The 18,991-nt window shown below is 42.5% G+C and carries 14 protein-coding genes and 2 pseudogenes; 2 read left to right on the forward strand and 14 right to left on the reverse strand.

Translation table 11 applies throughout. The features are described 5' to 3' along the window. Positions 1-147: 147 nt before the first annotated feature. Together tyrS and DMN77_RS05825 are read right to left on the reverse strand one after the other, a co-directional pair. Positions 148-1,407: a tyrosine--tRNA ligase gene (gene tyrS / locus DMN77_RS05820; protein WP_179013995.1), complete on the reverse strand. Its 1,260-nt coding sequence runs from the start codon at positions 1,405-1,407 to the stop codon at positions 148-150. Positions 1,408-2,381: 974 nt separating this feature from the next. Further along, complete coding sequence (locus tag DMN77_RS05825) at positions 2,382-3,629, reverse strand: helix-turn-helix domain-containing protein (RefSeq protein ID WP_179013939.1); 1,248 nt, start codon at positions 3,627-3,629, stop codon at positions 2,382-2,384. A 151-nt stretch (positions 3,630-3,780) separates the two neighbouring features. On the opposite strand from DMN77_RS05825, the gene DMN77_RS05830 reads away from it, so the two are divergent. Further along, on the forward strand, positions 3,781-4,539 hold the full coding sequence (locus DMN77_RS05830; protein WP_068782331.1) for an SDR family NAD(P)-dependent oxidoreductase: 759 nt from the start codon (positions 3,781-3,783) through the stop codon (positions 4,537-4,539). 186 nt (positions 4,540-4,725) lie between these two features. On the opposite strand, the gene DMN77_RS05835 is transcribed toward DMN77_RS05830, so the two are convergent. From DMN77_RS05835 to DMN77_RS05855, 5 genes are all read right to left on the reverse strand, one after another. Continuing rightward, complete coding sequence (locus DMN77_RS05835; protein ID WP_179013940.1) at positions 4,726-5,631, reverse strand: aldo/keto reductase; 906 nt, start codon at positions 5,629-5,631, stop codon at positions 4,726-4,728. 153 nt (positions 5,632-5,784) lie between these two features. Then, positions 5,785-7,335 carry a hydantoinase/oxoprolinase N-terminal domain-containing protein gene (locus DMN77_RS05840; RefSeq protein ID WP_179013942.1) on the reverse strand — a complete coding sequence of 517 codons (1,551 nt, stop codon included), beginning with the start codon at positions 7,333-7,335 and terminating at the stop codon, positions 5,785-5,787. Beyond that, complete coding sequence (locus DMN77_RS05845) at positions 7,328-8,431, reverse strand: S-methyl thiohydantoin desulfurase family protein (RefSeq protein WP_179013943.1); 1,104 nt, start codon at positions 8,429-8,431, stop codon at positions 7,328-7,330. The genes DMN77_RS05840 and DMN77_RS05845 overlap by 8 nt, the downstream gene beginning before the upstream one ends. Next, complete coding sequence (locus tag DMN77_RS05850; RefSeq protein ID WP_068782335.1) at positions 8,432-9,697, reverse strand: cytosine permease; 1,266 nt, start codon at positions 9,695-9,697, stop codon at positions 8,432-8,434. 124 nt (positions 9,698-9,821) lie between these two features. Further along, a complete protein-coding gene (locus DMN77_RS05855) occupies positions 9,822-11,387 on the reverse strand; it encodes a PucR family transcriptional regulator (protein ID WP_179013945.1) in 1,566 nt (521 codons plus the stop codon). Between the two features lie 328 nt (positions 11,388-11,715). On the opposite strand from DMN77_RS05855, the gene DMN77_RS05860 reads away from it, so the two are divergent. Beyond that, positions 11,716-13,269 carry a M14 family metallopeptidase gene (locus DMN77_RS05860; RefSeq protein WP_256872255.1) on the forward strand — a complete coding sequence of 518 codons (1,554 nt, stop codon included), beginning with the start codon at positions 11,716-11,718 and terminating at the stop codon, positions 13,267-13,269. 195 nt (positions 13,270-13,464) lie between these two features. Here the strand turns inward: DMN77_RS05860 and DMN77_RS23775 are convergent, their stop codons facing one another. The 7 genes and pseudogenes from DMN77_RS23775 to groEL all read right to left on the reverse strand — a co-directional run. Next, the gene (locus DMN77_RS23775) at positions 13,465-13,845 is read right to left on the reverse strand and encodes a TCP-1/cpn60 chaperonin family protein (protein ID WP_372775445.1); all 381 of its coding nucleotides are present in this window, start codon (positions 13,843-13,845) and stop codon (positions 13,465-13,467) included. Continuing rightward, a complete protein-coding gene (locus tag DMN77_RS05870) occupies positions 13,845-14,420 on the reverse strand; it encodes an RCC1 domain-containing protein (RefSeq protein WP_179013949.1) in 576 nt (191 codons plus the stop codon). The genes DMN77_RS23775 and DMN77_RS05870 overlap by 1 nt, the downstream gene beginning before the upstream one ends. A gap of 195 nt (positions 14,421-14,615) precedes the next feature. Further along, positions 14,616-16,085, reverse strand: a complete 1,470-nt coding sequence (locus DMN77_RS05875) for an OmpL47-type beta-barrel domain-containing protein (protein ID WP_179013951.1) — start codon at positions 16,083-16,085, stop codon at positions 14,616-14,618. A gap of 4 nt (positions 16,086-16,089) precedes the next feature. Next, positions 16,090-16,587, reverse strand: a pseudogene (locus tag DMN77_RS05880) (lipase/acyltransferase domain-containing protein); the annotation flags it as partial. 141 nt (positions 16,588-16,728) lie between these two features. Further along, the gene (locus DMN77_RS05885; protein WP_179013954.1) at positions 16,729-17,226 is read right to left on the reverse strand and encodes a hypothetical protein; all 498 of its coding nucleotides are present in this window, start codon (positions 17,224-17,226) and stop codon (positions 16,729-16,731) included. A 133-nt stretch (positions 17,227-17,359) separates the two neighbouring features. Continuing rightward, positions 17,360-17,980: a hypothetical protein gene (locus DMN77_RS05890; RefSeq protein WP_179013955.1), complete on the reverse strand. Its 621-nt coding sequence runs from the start codon at positions 17,978-17,980 to the stop codon at positions 17,360-17,362. A gap of 839 nt (positions 17,981-18,819) precedes the next feature. Next, positions 18,820-18,991: pseudogene (gene groEL / locus DMN77_RS05895) on the reverse strand (chaperonin GroEL); the annotation flags it as partial.

Raw genomic sequence — 18,991 nt, forward strand, 5'->3', positions numbered from 1 at the left:
TCTCTAACCTCTCTCCCTGATGGAAATCATATTTCTTTCTTCTTTATGTCGGTTGGAATGAACAAAATTTGAAGTAAAAAAGGCATAGTCCCCTTCTCAATGGCGAGAATTGGGACTATGCCTCTATTAAAATGACGGTGAATAAGTCTACGCCAGCTTCACTAAATGATACTTCTTCTTCCCTTTACGGATAATGATGAAGCGGCCTTCAATAGCTTGATCTGCGCTAACTTCGAACTCAAGCTCGCCGATGCGGTCTCCGTTCAGGGTAATAGCACCGCTCGTAATATCCTCACGCGCTTGGCGCTTGGAGGGCTCGATACCAACATCCACAAGCCAATCGACGATATTTTTGGATTCCTTGGCTGCTTCAAAGGTTGGCATTTCCTTGAAGCCTTGTTCAATCTCATCCGCCGTCAGCGATTTAATATCTCCGCTGAACAGCGCCGCTGTGATCCGTTGAGCTTGAGCCAGCATTTCCTCGCCATGCACAAATCTTGTCATCTCTTCCGCAAGCGTAATTTGAGCCTCGCGTTTATGCGGCTCGGTTTGTACCTTCTCGGCCAGACTCTCAATCGTCTCCCTGTCCAGGAAAGTGAAGTACTTCAGGTATTTCACTACGTCGCGGTCATCGGTATTTGCCCAGAACTGGTAGAATTCGTACGGCGTCGTCTTCTTCGGATCGAGCCAGATCGCGCCGCCGGCCGTCTTGCCGAACTTCGTGCCGTCAGCCTTCAGCATTAGCGGGATCGTCAAGCCGAATGCTTTTGCCTCAGAACCTTCTTTTTTGCGAATCAGGTCCAAACCACTAGTGATATTTCCCCATTGATCGGAGCCACCGATTTGCAGCTGCACGTCTTCATTCTGGTAGAGGTGCAGGAAGTCCATGGACTGCAAAATTTGATAGGAGAACTCGGTAAAGGAGATCCCGCTCTCCAGGCGGCTGGCTACGATATCCTTGGCAAGCATCGTATTGATGCTGAAGTTCTTCCCGAAGTCACGCAGGAAATCAATGACGTTCAAATCATGCGTCCAATCGTAGTTATTGACCATGCGCAGTTGGTTGTCCCCATCCGTCAGGAACAGTTTCTTCATTTGCGCGGTTAATGATTCTACATTCGCCTGCACCTGCTCCATCGTCTGCAGAGTCCGCTCCGTCTGGCGTCCGCTTGGATCGCCGATCGTTCCTGTCGCTCCACCGATCAGAATAACCGGGTTATGGCCTGCCAATTGAAATCTTTTTAACATCATAAAAGGAATCAAATGCCCGATATGCATACTGTCTCCAGTCGGGTCAACCCCGCAGTACAAGGAGATCGCCTTCTCTTCAGTCAGCTTGCGAAGCCCTTCCGCATCCGTCTGTTGATTAATCGCATCGCGCCATTGTAGTTCATCAATAATGTTCATGTTCATGTTCCGCCTCTCCTATTAACTCTTATTCTATGAAGCTAGATATACGCAACCTCAGCACCAACTAAAAAATCGCCCCCAGTCTGCACCAGCAGATCCAGGGACGATTGAATAACCGTGTTACCACCCAATTTGTATGAGAGCCTATAACCTCATCATACCACTCACAGCTATGTATCGTTAGCTATTCCGCTTGGCATTACCCAAGATACTCCAGAGTGTAATTCGCCGGTTAAACAGTATGCTGCCAGGTTCCATCAACCCCTGGCTTTCTGAGAACAGTGACTGCCGCTACTTCGCTCTTTCCACGTATATCAAATATAGATTTATGAAAAATTATATTGAATTCAGCGAAAGTTGTCAAATTATCCCCCTTTTAATATTATCCATTCAAAAACCTGTTGATAAAAAGAGGGACAGGAAGAAAAATATAGAATTTTGTATTATATTAGTAAAAAAAGGGATGAAAGGAGTCCGGATTTGATGCTCAATCGAACCCAAAGGAACTTTAGAGCACAAATGATGAACATACAGAGAGAAGAAAATAAGAAGAAAACTATGTTCTACAGTTACATAGAAGACAAGCATATAACCGGTTATTACGGAGACGCAACCGAAACCGAAATATCTCAGAAACCAGGAATAGCCTTTAGAGTAGTTCGATTTTTTTTGTTTTTGGTCTTTTTAGCAGAGGTGCTTTTTACGTTCCTCGCAATAGCTGTCGTGGAAGAAATAAAACTTGAAATAGGGTTCACATGCTCTACTATCATATTGTTTACTCTTTTTATTTTTAGTTTAATCTCCCCAAGACTTGTATTTATGAACTCGCGTTTTGTTTCGTCTATGTTATTTGGCTTTTTAACTCTCGTTTTTTTCGTTTTTACGTTGCTTATGGCGATTCTGTATCAACCTTAACCGCATAAACTAAGGCTCCTTGGAAGGGAGCCTTGTATTGAGTTCAGCGAAAGTTTTCAAAATTCATGGGAAGGCTGTTCCGCATTCCTGTACTGCTTAGGAGTCATGCCGGTAAATTTTTTGAACACTTTAATAAAATAGCTCTGGTCATGAAAATTAAGCCAGGCGCAAATATCCGATATCGGATATGGGGTAAGCGTCAACAGCTTCATCGCTTCATGGATTCTCTCTTGTTGAATGTATTCACTTAGCGAGATGTCTACCTTATTCTTGAACAAACTGGATAAATAGTTCGGACTTAGGAAGCTTAGCCCGGACAACTGCTCCAGCGTAATATCTTCATAAAGATGATCACTGATATAGTGCTGACAGGCCTGTATTGGGGCAGAGTATCGCTGCTCGTTCAGATTTGCTACACGATGGGTGAATTCGGTCACGGCCTCTTCCATAACAGCATTTATCCCCGAAATCTGCTCCTCTTCCTCCAACTGCTGAATGTAGAAATCATTTAACGTTAACGCGGTCTCCTCATTGAGGCCTCCTTCAATCGCTGCCCGGCAGATTAAAGCTATGCCAATAATCATAATATTCTTTTCACTTCTAAGCTGGCTTCGCCTCGATAACGTACCTAACTCCTTTTCACCAATAATCGTGGAATGGGATAAATCTCTGATTTTATCAAGCCTTCCCCTCCTGACATAATCAAGCAGCACTCTCTCGTAATACAGGTTGGAATGAAAGATCAGGTTTCTTCTCCCGCTTGAAATTTCAAGATCGGGCTCCGTTTTAGGCTCCATCTCGGGAATGACGTCGTGGCTCATCTTAACGACAAAGGAGGGCTGCAGTTGTACCTGATAGAGCATATAGTATGCCAGCAGGCTAATGGAGAGCAAATGTTCATATCCTACGGCCGGGAATGATTGATAGAACTCGATTAGAAGTCGGATATTAGTGAATCCCTGCTGCGAAAGCTCATTGATGATGTCCACATTCGTACTGTCCAGCTCACTTTTTAGGCAGGGACCCACCACGATTTTTGCCGCTGCCTGCGCTTGATTCTCCAGGTTAATGTAGAAGAACTGCAAATAACTTAGCGTGAAAAAAATCGGACAGTCGCTCTGTTGCTGGGACAAGCAGCCCTTAATTCGGTCTTTCAGCGGTAAATAATACGGACTTCTTTGCATGTTGCCCGCCACATATTCGGCTTTGAATTCCCCTTCACTGACATAAAAGACTGATAGCCCATGGGCTTGATGAAGATGCTGACAAATATAGTTAACTTCTTCGCATGAGAGCGGCTGCATAGGTTTCTCCTTGATGATAATGATTATTAAAGGATAGTCCATTTAATGTGAAAATAATACTATTAATCGTAGAAAAACACAATAATTATAGTTAAATAATAAATATAATTAAATTGAATTAAATTCATTCTAATTTTAGGAGGAATCAAGGATGGAACTTGCCAATAAAATTGTGATTGTTACTGGAGCCGGAAGCGGTATCGGAAGAGCCAGCAGTTTGAAAATGGCTCGCGAGGGAGCTAAATTGGTACTCGTTGATTTTAATAAAACGACCGGTGAAGAAACATTACAGCTGGTTCAGGCACAAGGGGGCGAAGGGATCTTTGTCCAAGCTGACGTCTCCAAGAGCGAGGATGTACAGCGCTATGTCAATACAGCAGTTGAAACTTATGGCCGGATCGATGCATTCTTTAACAATGCCGGAGTTATCCAGAAATTCTCCCTTCTGACTGACATTGAAGAAGCTGAATTTGATCGCGTCGTCGCAATCAATTTGAAGGGCGTATTCCTTGGTTTGAAATATGTACTTAAGGTAATGGAGAAGCAGGGAAGCGGTTCGATCATCAATACAGCGTCAACCGCCGGCGTCCGCAGCGAACATAGTGTAGCCGCCTATTCCGCTACCAAGCACGCCGTCATTGGTCTTACTCAAGGCGCAGCTCTGGAGTATGTGAAGAAAGGCATTCGCGTCAACGCAATTTGCCCTGGCGGCGTGGAAACTACCTTGACCAAGAGCGTGGGAGAGCAGTTCATGACGAGCGGATATGTTCCGGAGGAAGTTGGCAACATGCGTATCGGCCGTTACGCACAGCCTGAGGAAATGGCCGAAGTTGTCTCCTTCCTGGCCTCTGATCGCTCCAGTTACATGGTTGGATCCGTTGTTCTTGTGGATGGCGGCTTGACCTTGTAATTAGTGAGAGGGACAAGCAACGTAGAATAAATAAGCCAGCCATATCAAAATGAAATGGAGTCGTCTCAGGAAGTTGATGTTCCGACCTGGAGACGACCCTTTTCATTTTGGCTTGATCACTCGGACATTTTTGACCGCATAATAAGTGCGATTACTACAGCCAGCTATTTGAACAACCCATTATCATTACCGATGCTGCTCATAGCGATTCGCTTCGCTAATCTGCTTAATCGCTTCTATCTCTTCTTGTGTCAGATGCGGAGTACGAGCTGCAGCAATATTGGCCAGCAATTGCTCCCGCGAGCTTGCACCCGGAATCACTGTCGCGACTGCAGGATGGCTGAGTGAATAACGAATCGCAAGCTCTGTCATCGTTCTATTACTTTCTCGGGCTACGGCACTTAGCTGTGTACGAAGCTTAATAATTTCTTCTGGCGAATAGTTCAAATAGCCTTTAGTGATCTCACGTTCAGCAGCAAGTGCCCCGCTAGCCAGTGGCCCTCTGGCAATAACGCCGATCCCCTTCTCATGCAGAAGCGGCAACACCTCTTCCTCGGGACGTCGATCAAGAATACTGAATTGATTCAGCACGCTGACCATTGATGATCGTTTTGCATACTCCCGAATCACATTGGGTCGAATAGAAGAAATCCCATAGTAACGTATTAAGCCCTCCTGCTTCAGCTCCTCAAATGCCTCGATCGTCTCATCGATAGGATCCTCGATTGTTCCCCCATGCAGCTGATACAGATCCAGATAATCGGTTTGCAATCGATGCAGGCTATCCTTAATGGCAGATTTGATATAAGCCTTGCTCGGGTCCCAGACCCATCCTTCCCTTCCTTCGATCCGCCGATTGCCAGCTTTGCTGGCAAGAATTACGCGATCACGTCTTCCCTGAATTGCCTTGCCTACCAGTTCTTCATTGCGCCCATTATCGTATAAATCCGCCGTATCCAGAAAATTAACACCTTGATCAAGCGCTTCATGGATAATCCCGATGGCTTTGTGTTCCTCTGTCCCCAGAGACATACAGCCAAGGCCGATTTCGCTAATGAATAGATCAGAGGAGCCAAGTTGATGGAGTCTCATCGATTATCTAATCCTTTCCCTAATTCTGTAATAACTTATTATACCTTAATTCGCCTACCCTCGTTGATAGATAGAAAAACATAAAGAAGCCTCTCATAAATAGTACAATTCATGAGGGGCCTCCGCAAAAATTTTACGTCGTTAAGAAAACTTCTAACTCATTTTACCTACAACCTTAACTCTTAATCGTGTTGCATTTTCCGGATGATAGGCAAGCGGAGTCTCTTCCACTTCAACCAATTTTATCGTAGCGAAATCGGCTCCTGCGATGACCGCTTGCTTCACTGCTTTTTCCTCAGCATCCTTAAGCGACTCCTCTCGCGGTGCCCGCGAATAAATATAGATCTGCTCGTATTGTCCGCTAATCTGAGAGATCGATGCGCCGATGGCATTCGCAACTCCGCCGTTCTCCACTTTCACGATCTCCGCTACTCCTGGAATCTCATCCGGAATAATTACGCTGCCGCCGCCTACGAGTACGATCTGCACATCTTCGGAAGAAGTTTTCATCTTATCGATCGCTTTGGCAATGATCGAAGAAATTACCGATTGAACTTGTTTCGCAAACCCTTCATCGATATGACTGACCAAACTCTTGTCTCCCATATCTGCTAGTCCGAGGCGAACCGCGATGTCCGTCGCAGTCATGGTGTTCCCACCAAATACAAGCGCTTCTTCTCCGATCCTGTAGCCTACACTATCTGGGCCAACCGTTATTTGTCCACCCTCTAAACGCACAATGCTTCCACCGCCAAGCCCCACCGAGATGATATCCGGCATTCTGAAATTGGTGCGAATATCGCCTATTTCTACCGCTACAGAGGATTCTCTTGGAAATCCATCCTGCAAAACACCGATATCCGATGTCGTACCACCTACGTCGATAACCATCGTATCCTTAATATTTGCCAAATAGGAAGCTCCCCGAATACTATTCGTTGGCCCGCAAGCAATCGTAAGAATCGGGAATTGCTTGGCATATTCAATCGACATGAGCGTACCGTCATTTTGGCATAGGTACACTTCAACATCCTTGATCCCTTCCGCTTCTAACGCATTAGCAAAACCTGTGGCGGTAGTTTCGATAACATGGCATAAAGCCGCGTTCAGAATCGTTGCATTCTCCCTTTCAATCAGACCAACAGATCCGATCAGGGATGAGCAGGAAACCTTGTAGTTTTCCCCATATGCTTCCCAGATGAAGTCACGTACCTTGAGCTCCTGATCATTTTTGATAGAGGAGAATACACCGATAATCGCAATAGCCTCTACTTTATCACGCCACTTCGCAAGCAGCTCATTAATCTCTTGCTTGTCGATCTCACCAAGCAATTGACCATCATACTCATAGCCACCCTGAACCAGAGCATAGTTGCCGGTTAGTTTTTCTACCATATCTTGCGGCCAAGCCGTATATGGAGGAACAGAAGCGGTAGCGGGGAAACCCAAGCGAATTACACCAACTTTGGCCAACTTCTTCCGTTCAACGATCGCATTGGTGCACTGTGTTGTCCCAAGCATGGCATGCGTGATTTTTGTCTTATCAACCTTCGCTTCCTGCAATACTTTTCGCAGCGACGTCACAATCCCTGTCTTTATATCCAGTGTCGTTGGCGATTTCACGCTATGGATTAACCGGTTATGCTCGTCCAGAATAATAGCATCTGTATTCGTGCCGCCTACATCTATTCCAATTCTATACATGGCTAGCCACCGCCTTGCTTATCAGTTCTTCAATCGGCGCATATTCGTAATCATACCCGAAGTATCTCGGTCCCACCGTCTTAATCCCCATTTCGGTTCTCCACTTGGGATGCGCTGGCAACCCGATAACGCGGACGCGTTTTCCATATTTCAAGCTCTCCGTTGTTACGGGCAGCAAGGTTTCGTAGTCAACCAAACAGATTAAATCCGGCGTCATCGCTACAACCTGACCGTTCTTCTCGGCGAGCAGGTTTTCATTCTGAAAATAAACTTTCATCTGCTCGTCTTTGTTCATCTCAATGCCTTCCAGGTTCATTTTGCCAAAATTAAAGCCGCCCTTCGTTTCCCGAATGACATCAGTTATTTTCCCCTGGAACAACTCATATCCGGAGGTCAGGCTTAAAAGCTGCTCAAGCTTGTCTTTGGCATCTCTATTTTTGGCAGAAATGATCTCTCCGATCTGCTCTGATAAAGTCACGATGTGATGGACACCGCTTTTCTTGATCTGGGCTCCCGTCGTTGGATACAGGCTTACTAAAGCACTGGCCCCCATCTCCACTGTTGCTGTACGCGCCAACCGTTCCGTCCATTTATTGTCGATTGTTTCGAAAATACCGATGTTCCCTTTCTCATCTGTAATTGCGATCGGTGCAGCCGAAATGCCGTCGAGGTTGAACGTCACCATTTGCAACTCGGGAAATGCTCTGCCCATGCCATCGCAATCAATCAGCGGTAGATTCAACTGTGCTGCAACGACGATCGGAATCATAGAATTAACTCCGCCCGCCTCCATCGGAAAGGTGCCTGAAATTTTCCCTCTGCCCAAATACTTGGCCAGCTTCTGAAACACCTTGACAAATTCGTCGCCTTTCGGGAATTTCTCTATCAATACGGAGGGCGCGCCCATCATCGCAGACGGAATGAAGAAGTCTTCATCTTCAATTTCATCCACAGAGTAAAGCTTTACAGGTCCGTTTTTTTCTATGGCTGAAAGAGCCATAAGTTTGCCGATATAAGGGTCTCCGCCACCCCCTGTTCCTAAGAATGCAGCGCCGACGGCAATATTCTCAATCGCTTGTTGATCTAAATATCTCATTTAATTTCCCTCCAATAGGACTGACTTTCTGGCCATGATCCGGTAGCAAACCACATACAGAACAAAAGAAATAACGATGCCGATCAATGGCTGATTCGATACTTGGGGCAAGCTTGGGAAGAAGGACAGCACAACGGGCAGGCAAGCAATGATGGAACCGATCAGCCAGGAGATCACTCCCAGACGATTAACCCCCTCTGTTTCCTTCCAACGATTCTTATCCCCCTTGTTCATAACCCAATAAGAAGCGATCATAACCCCTGCTACTGGCGGAACCATTGCTGACAAGACCGACATAACGGGCGTAAAATAATTCAAAATTCCGATTACCGCAAGCACCGTCCCAATGAGTCCCGCCACTCCTACTGCCCATTTCTCCTTATCCTTGGAAATATGCAATACGTTGGTAAGGGCAAATCCACCTGAAATAGCATTAACCATGTTTGTTTTCCATGTAGCCAGGATTAATACTACACCCCCAATAAAAGGCGTCGTAATATTTATAAAGACAGCTGCAATATCACTAGTCTGATAAGCAAAAGATAGAATTGCGCCCACACTAATCATCAATACCCCAGAGGGGACAATACCGATTAATGCTGCCTTCAATACATCGGAACGTTTTCTCGAAAATTGCGAATAATCGCCTGCAATAACGGCCCCTAAGGCAAATGAGCCTATTGTTACAGCTAGTCCATCCATGAAGTTCATTTGCTTCTCAGGCCGGTAGCTCCAAATATGATGAACGGAATCCATCGTGAACGCTTGGATTAAGCCATAGATACAGATCACAATAAGTAGAGGCACTGCTATATAGCTAAGTACTCGAAGTACTTTAATCCCGTACATCGCTGAAAAGACCATAACCAGACCACTAATTAATGAAGCCAGGGGAACTGGGATCGTCATTCCATACCCCGCGAGCAGATTAGCCAGCGCTGCCCCGCATACATTAGCCTGAATCCCGAACCACCCGAGGCAAGCAATGGCGAGAATAATGGATAAAATGGTGCGCGAGCCCTGTTTGCCAAATACCTGAGCTGCGACTTGAACGGTTGATTTACCAAGATCCGTGCTCTGAATGCCCTGAAGAATCATCAGGACAACGATGATGGAATAACCCAAAAAGGCGATCCATAGTGTTTTGGATAAACCCATCCCTGCGATCAGCGTATTCCCCACCAGGAGGCCTGGTATACTGATGACCGCTCCGGCCCAAACCATCCCCAGGGTGAACCAAGATTGATGCTCCCCGTCCTTTCTCATATCATTTCTCCCCCTCATTAAGTGAATTTTTCTTATTATAGAAGGTTTCATAGCATTACGTCTTTTGCTAAAACCCAAAAAAAATCCGCAATTTTTGTCCTTTTGACAAAAGTTACGGATTCAACTAGCTGTGTATCAGCCGATAAATCATACAAGCAATGCAAACATCATAAAATTCGGAATTCACCGTTACATCATAACCAATTAATTCGCTGATCTTTTTAATCCGATATTTCACTGTGTTTTTATGCACGAACAGCATTTTTCCACAGGCATCATAATTCCCTTTGGCATCTAGCAAAAAGGTCATAAGCGTCTTAAGCGAATCCGGATCGCCGAGAATGGGATCAATAACCGCCAGCCATTCCTCAAGGACTTCCTCGCCTTGTGCGCTCAGATCGATCGCCTGTTTCATCGAACGCATCTCAGCAGCCGTATATAATTTACGATGCTCATAAATCAGATGGACCTTCCGTCCCACACTGTTGACCAGCCGGTACATACGCCGAACATCTTGCGTATTTCTCATTCTGGGGGCATAGACCATTTCGGATATAAGCGAGGAAGAATTCGTTGTATCGATATATTCGGCTGCAATCTCATACTCATTGTACTTGCAAGAGCAATTTCCCATAAGCGCAATGATACAATGATCGACGGTTTGGATTACCGCTGTTTTGTAATAGTTGAACAAATACTCTTCCAGCTCTTCGCGAATCTGATTTTCTTTTGTCAAATCCTGAATAAATACGAGCCACATCATCTGAATGGAAGCGACATCGATATGGAGAAGATGAGCCAGCCTTCGCATTTTATCGCTCTCATCATTAATAATCGCTTTTACCAGGGCGTATTCGCTGACCTCGTTGTGCTTATCCCCCCACAGGTTGATGGCCACCTGTACAACCTCGCTGATTTTATCGATGGTCTTCGCGGGTAATTTTGAATTCTCTTTAATTAGAAATAGATACAATACTTCTCCGTTTTTTTGATGAACACTTTTGTATTCCACATAGCAATCGCAATTAGGTTCTGCTTGTTCCTTCACGCCATTTAATAAATAGGGAGCATAGACATCTATAAGATGAGCCACATCTAACGATGAATTACGAGGCCACATCACTTGATTCATAATTTCCATATGCGTATTCGTCAGGATGATGTTCGCCTTCAGCCGATCAGACAAAAATTTAAGTGTAATTTCAACGCTTCGTGAGTGCTCTGGCAGCAAGGACACTTTCTCTAATGCTTCGTTCACAAAATTATCGTTGATCGTCTGATTGTTCAGAACAATCGCTTCCATCACTTCATAGATCACTTCATTATAGCGAAGTGAAAAGTCATTTTCAGGCATGCAAATGATGATGAAATTTTTGGACGCTGCTAATTGCAGCACCTCTTCGGGTACTTCGGGAATGATGATTCCCACATAATATAGAATCAGTCCGACTTCACCGAGCCCATACAAATACTCAACCGCTTCACACTGCTTCTCTATACTATCTTTAATGGAGTAAAAAGAACTGATCACCATCTCTTCCGCATACCACTCTTCTTGAACCGAATTGACGATCCGGGAGGAATAATCCGCGTTTGAAACCTCCAGTACGGATAAAGAGGAAATGGTACGGTGAAGATTACTCTTTCCAGTCAGTACCTTTGCTCCTCGAAAGGAAGGCAATTGCAGCATATCTTTTACAGTTATCCCATGTTACTCACCACTTCTTCCAGGTTATCCAAAGTTATTTCACGAAATGAATTACCGATCAATATATCAAATTAAAAGCAACATGTAAATTCAGATTTTATCACCCTTTAGACCACCTGTTAGGCAGCTCCTATTCAACAGCATAAAAACTATTATGTTCCTTTTATTGATCCGCTATACATTCAACTCTAGTAAATTAGCCTTATATTAATTCCAGTAAATGGATTGACTTAATAGGTATATTATCTTATACTCGCAACTAATCACTAGACTTTCTACTTATTAACAGATGAATGGGAGACGTGAGGTATTGATTAAGTCACCAGTTTCAAAGGCTACTCCATTGAAAAGAGCTCTATTCTTCCTATGTTTGTTACTAGTAGCCTCTTTTTTTGAAGCACCGCAATCTGCTAAGGCATCTACAACTATCGTAAATCCTAACCAAATCTATTCTTATTCCATTATGCAAAGAGATATTAAAAAACTCGCAGATGCCTACCCTGATCTAATAGCTTATGAAACAATAGGACAGACGAAATATGGCCGGGAGTTATGGGCTGTCAAATTAGGCCGGGGTAAATCCGTCTTATTTCTTAATGGATCTCATCATGCCAGAGAATGGATAACGACAACTCTTTTAATGAAAATGATTGATACCTATGCTGCTGCCTACGATAACAATACAACAATCTCAAAATATAACGTACGCGAATTGCTGGATCACGTAAGCATTTGGTTTGTTCCGATGGTTAATCCGGATGGTGTGACCCTATCACAGCAAGGAACCGCAGGTCTGCCAGCCAATCTGGCGAAAACCTTAAAGCAATACAATGGCAACAGCGCTAACTTTAATCGCTGGAAAGCCAATATGCAGGGGATCGATCTGAATCGCCAATACCCGGCCCAATGGAACACTATTAAAAATTCCAAAGCGTATCCTTGGCACCAAAATTATAAAGGCACTCAGCCGGCTCAAGCTCTAGAAGTACAAAGTATGATGAATTTTACATACAAGATCGACCCTGAACTTACAATTTCCTATCATAGCTCGGGACAAATCCTATTTTGGCACTTCAACACGCTTAGTAAAAATCTATCTAGAGATAAAGCTATTGCTGCGGAGATAAGCAAGCTTACAGGATATTCTCTGGTTCAGCCTGAGAAAAACCCTTCCGGCGGAGGCTATAAAGACTGGTTCATCCAAGAGTTTGGCCGCCCTGGCTATACGATCGAGGTGGCAGAATATGCTGGAGAACGAAGCGTACCATTAAGTGCTTTTAATGGAATCTGGTCCGAAAATAAAGAAGTTCCGTTATTTACAGCGCAAAAATCCTATAATCTTTGGCTGGAAAAGCAAAAGGTTCAATATCTCCGGCAATCTATGAGTCTATTAGCGGAAACTAAATTGTATAGCAAGATTGGAGCTGCAGACAGCATATCCAATCTGAAGCCACAACAGGTTGAAGTGACAGCTCAGAAGGGCGACTGGTATCAGGTGGTTAGCAACCAGGGGACTGGTTGGGTTCAACCGTCACCAGGTAAGCTAGCCGTTGTTGAGGATATGAATGCCACCGCCGATCTTAAGGATAACGCTTATACCTATAAATATCCGGATGCTTTTTCCCCTAAGGGTTCCACTCTGAGTCCACAAACCGTTCAGGTCATTGGGCGTTGGTCCGATTGGCTCCTTATCAATACTAACAATGGCAACTGGTGGATTGACGGTCGCCATATAGAGCTAAATCCGACTCCTGAGGAAGCCGCTCCTGAGGATGTCCCTGAAGTAGTGCCTGAAACGGCACCTGGCGCAGTACCTTACGTAACACCTGAAGTAGCACCAGAAACAGAAGTTCCGGCCGCCTGATGCTGAGGTCGATGAGATCCAAATGGTTACCCATGCAAAAAATAGCTATAGCAACTTCCATTTGATATTTTCATTTGATAATAAAGAAGCCTCTCGTCAGTCCCAATGAACTGATGAGAGGCTTCCTTTTATAGCGAGCATATTGCACTGTTTAGTCAGACAAACACTTAGGTGTCGAAGGGATGGCTCCCCTGATTACATCATACCGCCCATTCCACCCATGCCGCCCATGTCAGGCATAGCTGGCTTTTCTGGTTCTGGCTTATCAGCCACTACCGCTTCAGTAGTCAGGAACAAGCCTGCTACGGATGCTGCATATTGCAGTGCGGAACGCGTTACCTTCGCAGGGTCAACGATACCTGCGTCGCACATGTTCACCCATTCGCCTGTAGCTGCGTTGTAACCTACGCCTGTAAGCCCGGTATCAACTCTAATATTCTTCATCATTAAGTCGCTAAAAATTGCATATCCACTATCATTTGTTAATACCAGCGTATTTCTAACTAATTGTCCCTCATCACGGCTAAGAATAACTTTGATTGATCGACCTTCAACTGGATTACCTAAATGATCCACTATAGAACCTGGAATGCCTGCCCGGTCGGCAGTGGCGTACTCACCGTCCAAGCATTAACGTTTGAGGTTAACGGCTGATTCACCTCGCCGGAATCCACCACCACAGCTCCGCTCGCATCCAGTACCTGTACTTGGTACATCGCAAAGTTCGTTAAGGCTGCATCCTCTTGCGTCCAGCGGATTACCGGATTGCTCACATTGCTCTCTTCCGGCGCGCTTTGGCTGCCCAGCGGATACGTTAACGTCACCTGTACCAACGCCGGGGTGGCGTGCGCTACGGTCGTTCCATCCCCCAGTTGTCCGAAGGTGTTCACGCTCCCCCACGCATACACACTTCCATCTACTTTCGACGCTACCGTGTAGTTCGTCCCTACTGCCACCGCATCAATCTCGCTTAATTCCGCGACTTGAACCGGCGCTCCATTCGTCCAGTTCCATACGCTTCCATCTCCGGTGATTGCATAGTTGCTGCTTCCTCCGGCAATGCCACGGATCCTGCTTAGCCCGCTCACCGGTGTTAACGTGGCGTAATTTTCTCCCCATACTGCCACGCTTCCGTCTTTCTTCAGCGCCAAGCCATAATTTGACCCTTTCGCTGTTGCGATGCTCGCAATATTCGTGAATCCACTCAGTTGTACGGATTGGTATTTATTCCCACTCGCTCCCGGTATTCTATTGCTGCCGCTTATTCCCCAGCCCCATACCGTGCCCGCACTTGTTAACGCATAGGCGTAGCCATCTCCAGCCGCCAGTTCACTGACTCCTTAGGCCTACCACCTGTACCGAAATGTAAATTCGGTATCAGTAGTGCTACCGACAAATACAGAATCTTGATAAACATCATAACTAGTAACTTCTACATTATCAGTAGAAGGGGACCAAGATATTTTAATTTGATTATAATTATATGATAAAATCTCAAAACCATCGGGTGCTGTTGGGCTCGTCTTATCAACTTTGGCATACCCTACAACTTCTTCACTTAAATTGAAAACATTATCTACTGCTCTAGCATAGACTTTGTGTAGTCCTTCTGTATCAATAATAATGGGGGCGGTATAGTCCTTCCACTCACCATCTTGTCCTATTTTGTATTGGTATTTTTGAAATCCACTATCTGCATCCTGTGAATCAGATAAAGTAATACTTACAAATTGATTGGTCCATTTCAGAGGGACAACTGTCATCGTAGGCTTGGTTGGATTCGTGGTGTCTACTTTTACAGTCTCTATTAGTATCTCTGAATCGTTCCTATTTTTATCTCTTACAAAAGATTTGAATTTATAAATCCCGGTGTCTGGTAAAGGAATAGGTCCCGTATACTCTTTATACTCGGAGTCGTTTAAATCATAGAAAATCTTGTAAACACCAAACTCACTATCCTCTCCTAAAATATTGTAGTATACATCTTTACCATACCATTCGTTAACGCCTTTTACTCCGTCAACTCTAGAAGTAATAGTTGGTATCGTCTCATCTAAAATATCTTCTCTACTTAATTCAACAGAAGGTAATAGACTACGATCAATAACTCCATCCCCGTCATCATCAATATGAAGTGTAATTTGTCCATCTCTATTCGTTTCTGAAGTCAATACTGATTTTGGAGTTATTCTTATGGCATCGAATCTAACCGTTTTGTCCTCTATCTCATCCTCATTTGTCCACGCTAACGTATAAACTAAATAACCATATCCTGTTCCCTTCATTTTAACAGTATAATTATCTGCATCTAGAGTTATAAATCTATTATCACCATCGCTGTAATAATTACCGTATGGAATGTTTTGATCAAAGTCTTCTCCATTTATTCCAATATGATTGCCTAATGCATCATTAACATGTAATTCAACTGGCCCTTCACTTTGAAGAGATACGGAAGCAACACTTATTTTCTTTTTACTAATCTTTGGGGCTAGTTCATTCGGTTTGCCATTTAGAATATTTAAAACTTGCATTTGTACATTTGGATTACTTACAAGAGCTGTATGACCTTCTCTGATATAATACGTCCTACTAGGATCTAATTTGTCACCTACTGTGGCACTATTTCTAGGTACGGTACCATCACCTTTTTTGTAGGTTATTTTATCGATACTCGGAAGTCCAGAGTCTACACCAACCATTGTTAAATTACTTATGGAATCTATTCCATCACCGATAATATAATATGAATTCACTGAACTAAGATTTTTTAAGATATTTAAACTATTATGAAAAGAATCTGATCGATCTATCATATTATTATTTGACCAAGCTGTACTCTTTAGAAACTTTTTTTGTTTCATCGTAATTTAAAGTAACGGATTCTGAACGACCAAACCAAGGTAAACCAACGTATGATTTCTTAGTAACATATGTCGTAGCATTATAATCAAAATAATTTTTTGATGGTAAAAGTTGGTATGCTGAATAAATATTCCTCATAACATCTTTGAAAGCGTCGCCAGTAAGAGAGTCTTCAAATGTTCGACCAACAACATGGCCAGTTGTAAATATGTATAATGCTTGTGGAGCCCCCAAATATGGTGTACCAACAGTAACTAACTTATCAATATTCTTACCATAACCTTCATTTATATATTCTGTTGCAAGTAACCCCCCCATGCTATGAGCTACTACGAATATTTTACTACTTGAATGTTTGTTTTTTGCTTCATCATCTATTACTTTTTTTAGCTTTGTTACATTTTGTTTTATATCAAGTCTCCAATCATATCCAAAATTCACAACTTTAAAATTTTTTTGGTAAAATAGGTTTCGAAACTTTTATAATAATCTGATACTGGACCCCCAGGGACTATTGTATCATCAACGCTTTACCCACTTTCATACATCCTTAGCTGATTTATATATTGATTGACAAAAATAGCTTTTGGCAAATTATCGGGTGGAAGCCAAATTTTCTTGCTCCCCAGAGTATAAATCTGTCCCCATAATTCCAGGAATAAATATTATTCGATGTTGATAAACATTAACTGAAACGCTTGCCGAATAGTTTTCTCCATCATTAATATCAATAGGGGATAATACGAATCTATATGTACCATCCTCACTATACTGATTCGATTTTAACTCGAAAAGATCTCCCATGTTTCCGCTATACTTATAATATGTATTATAAAATTGACCATTTCGATAAACATCAATCTTTACTGTATGTGGCTTATCATCAAAATAATAATAAATGGCTATATTCTCTCCAAATTCAACTTCACTTTTATCGGCCCAGACATGCGTACTCCTAACCCCTATCGAATCTAAACTCACATTTTCGCTACTAGCTGTATAAATATTACTTGCAGCTAAAGAAATATTGCTACTAAAAAAAGCTTGTAATAGAATAATACATAAAAAAAATGAAGACAGTTTTTTTCCCATTTTCATTCCTCCAAAAAACGTATTAGTAGCTTTTATTAAGTACCAACTCATATTTTCTGTTTTTAGTATCAATTTCAAATCATTCAAAAAATGATGCTTCTCTCTTTTAAATCCTTACATCACATATACAAATTTATTGCTTAAGATTTATCCCAAGATCCTCACATTTAGAGAAAGGGTAACAGTATTCAATTTCCCGAAATATATTAAACTTAATGCTAATAACCCATTTCTCATCGTAATCATAAAACGAAATAAACATATCCCTATTGAAAGTTTCACTAATAATTTTGTCTATTTCAGTTTTTTGAACCTCTCCCTTCTTGGTCTTTACTACTGCGACGACCCCGCTCCCTTTCTGACTGGTCATTTTCTTACTTATCTCAAAATTAACTTTGTATGGTATTTTCGTTTTTTCTATTGCATCAGTTACCTCCTGGTTCAATTGCTTTTGCACTTGACTTGAAGGTATTTCGAAATAATGCTTTATATGTATTCCAAGTTGCTGAATCTGGGGGCCACTTACAAATAAAATAATGCACAGTAGCACATTCAAGAACAAAAAAGAACCAGAATACCTTCTTTTAAGTATTATTAAGGTTGCTACATAAAATAAAAAAATGGCTACTGTTACAGCCAACCAAAATAGAGCAACTTTCCTATTACTATTCCAAAAGAACATTCCAACAAATGTCCAAAAACAAATGATAGCAATCATGCTACTCCACAGTAACAAAAATAATTTCTTTAGCATTATTCTCCAGCCTTATTAGTTATTTGCTACACTTAGGTAAAAGAAGATTTATAACGAAAAAATGTTGTGGATTACACAGTCGTATATCTTGACATAAGACCTTCTTTTAATATTGAACCTCTTCTCAATTTCAAAATGATATGGTTTTGTACCTCTTATTAGTGAATCTTAAATCCCCCTTCCATAAGATAAGATTACTCAATTTTTGAGAAAAATTACTACTTAACTGTAGTATAATAGATATGAAAGTAGAACATTGTCGTTTTATGGATTAAAATGAAATATATCTGAAAAGCAAACAAAAACCGTCAATAATTTGAAACGATATCTATTAAACCCTCTATTTGAAAGTTAGATAGTTACATTCCATATCCTTCATAAGTTAGACCTTAAGATCATTTTACGATGACCTGATTAGCAATGCCTTAAAGAGAGGTATTTTCCTGATAATATCATTTTTACAAAGTCATTTTTCTCAAATTAAAAAAGGTTGCCATACTTCTTACCCATGACAACCTTAGATCTATTAATTTATGCTATCAGCGTTTCGAGCACATTCAGACTAATCCATACCCCGCTAATATATAACCAAGTAATTACCATTTACCACCTATATATACGTATAACACACTATCCCCTAAAGTTTACAACTTCAAAAACTATAAATAGTATTTTCATTGCTTTTATGCATTGTTATCTCCTTCAGTTTGATATTTGTAACCACACATAGACAAAAGAAGCCTCCTCAAGTTAATTAACTTGCGAAGGCCTCTTTTATCAATAACATAAAGCGTCTCTTACTCGGAAACTCTTGTTTATTTAAGGGTGCTATCCCCTTATTACATCATACCGCCCATTCCACCCATGCCGCCCATGTCAGGAGCAGCTGGTGCAGCCGGTTCCGGCTTATCAGCCACTACCGCTTCAGTAGTCAGGAACAAGCCTGCTACGGATGCTGCATATTGCAGTGCGGAACGCGTTACCTTCGCAGGGTCAACGATACCTGCGTCG

This window comes from Paenibacillus sp. 79R4 (assembly GCF_013393165.1).
Lineage (GTDB): Bacteria > Bacillota > Bacilli > Paenibacillales > Paenibacillaceae > Fontibacillus.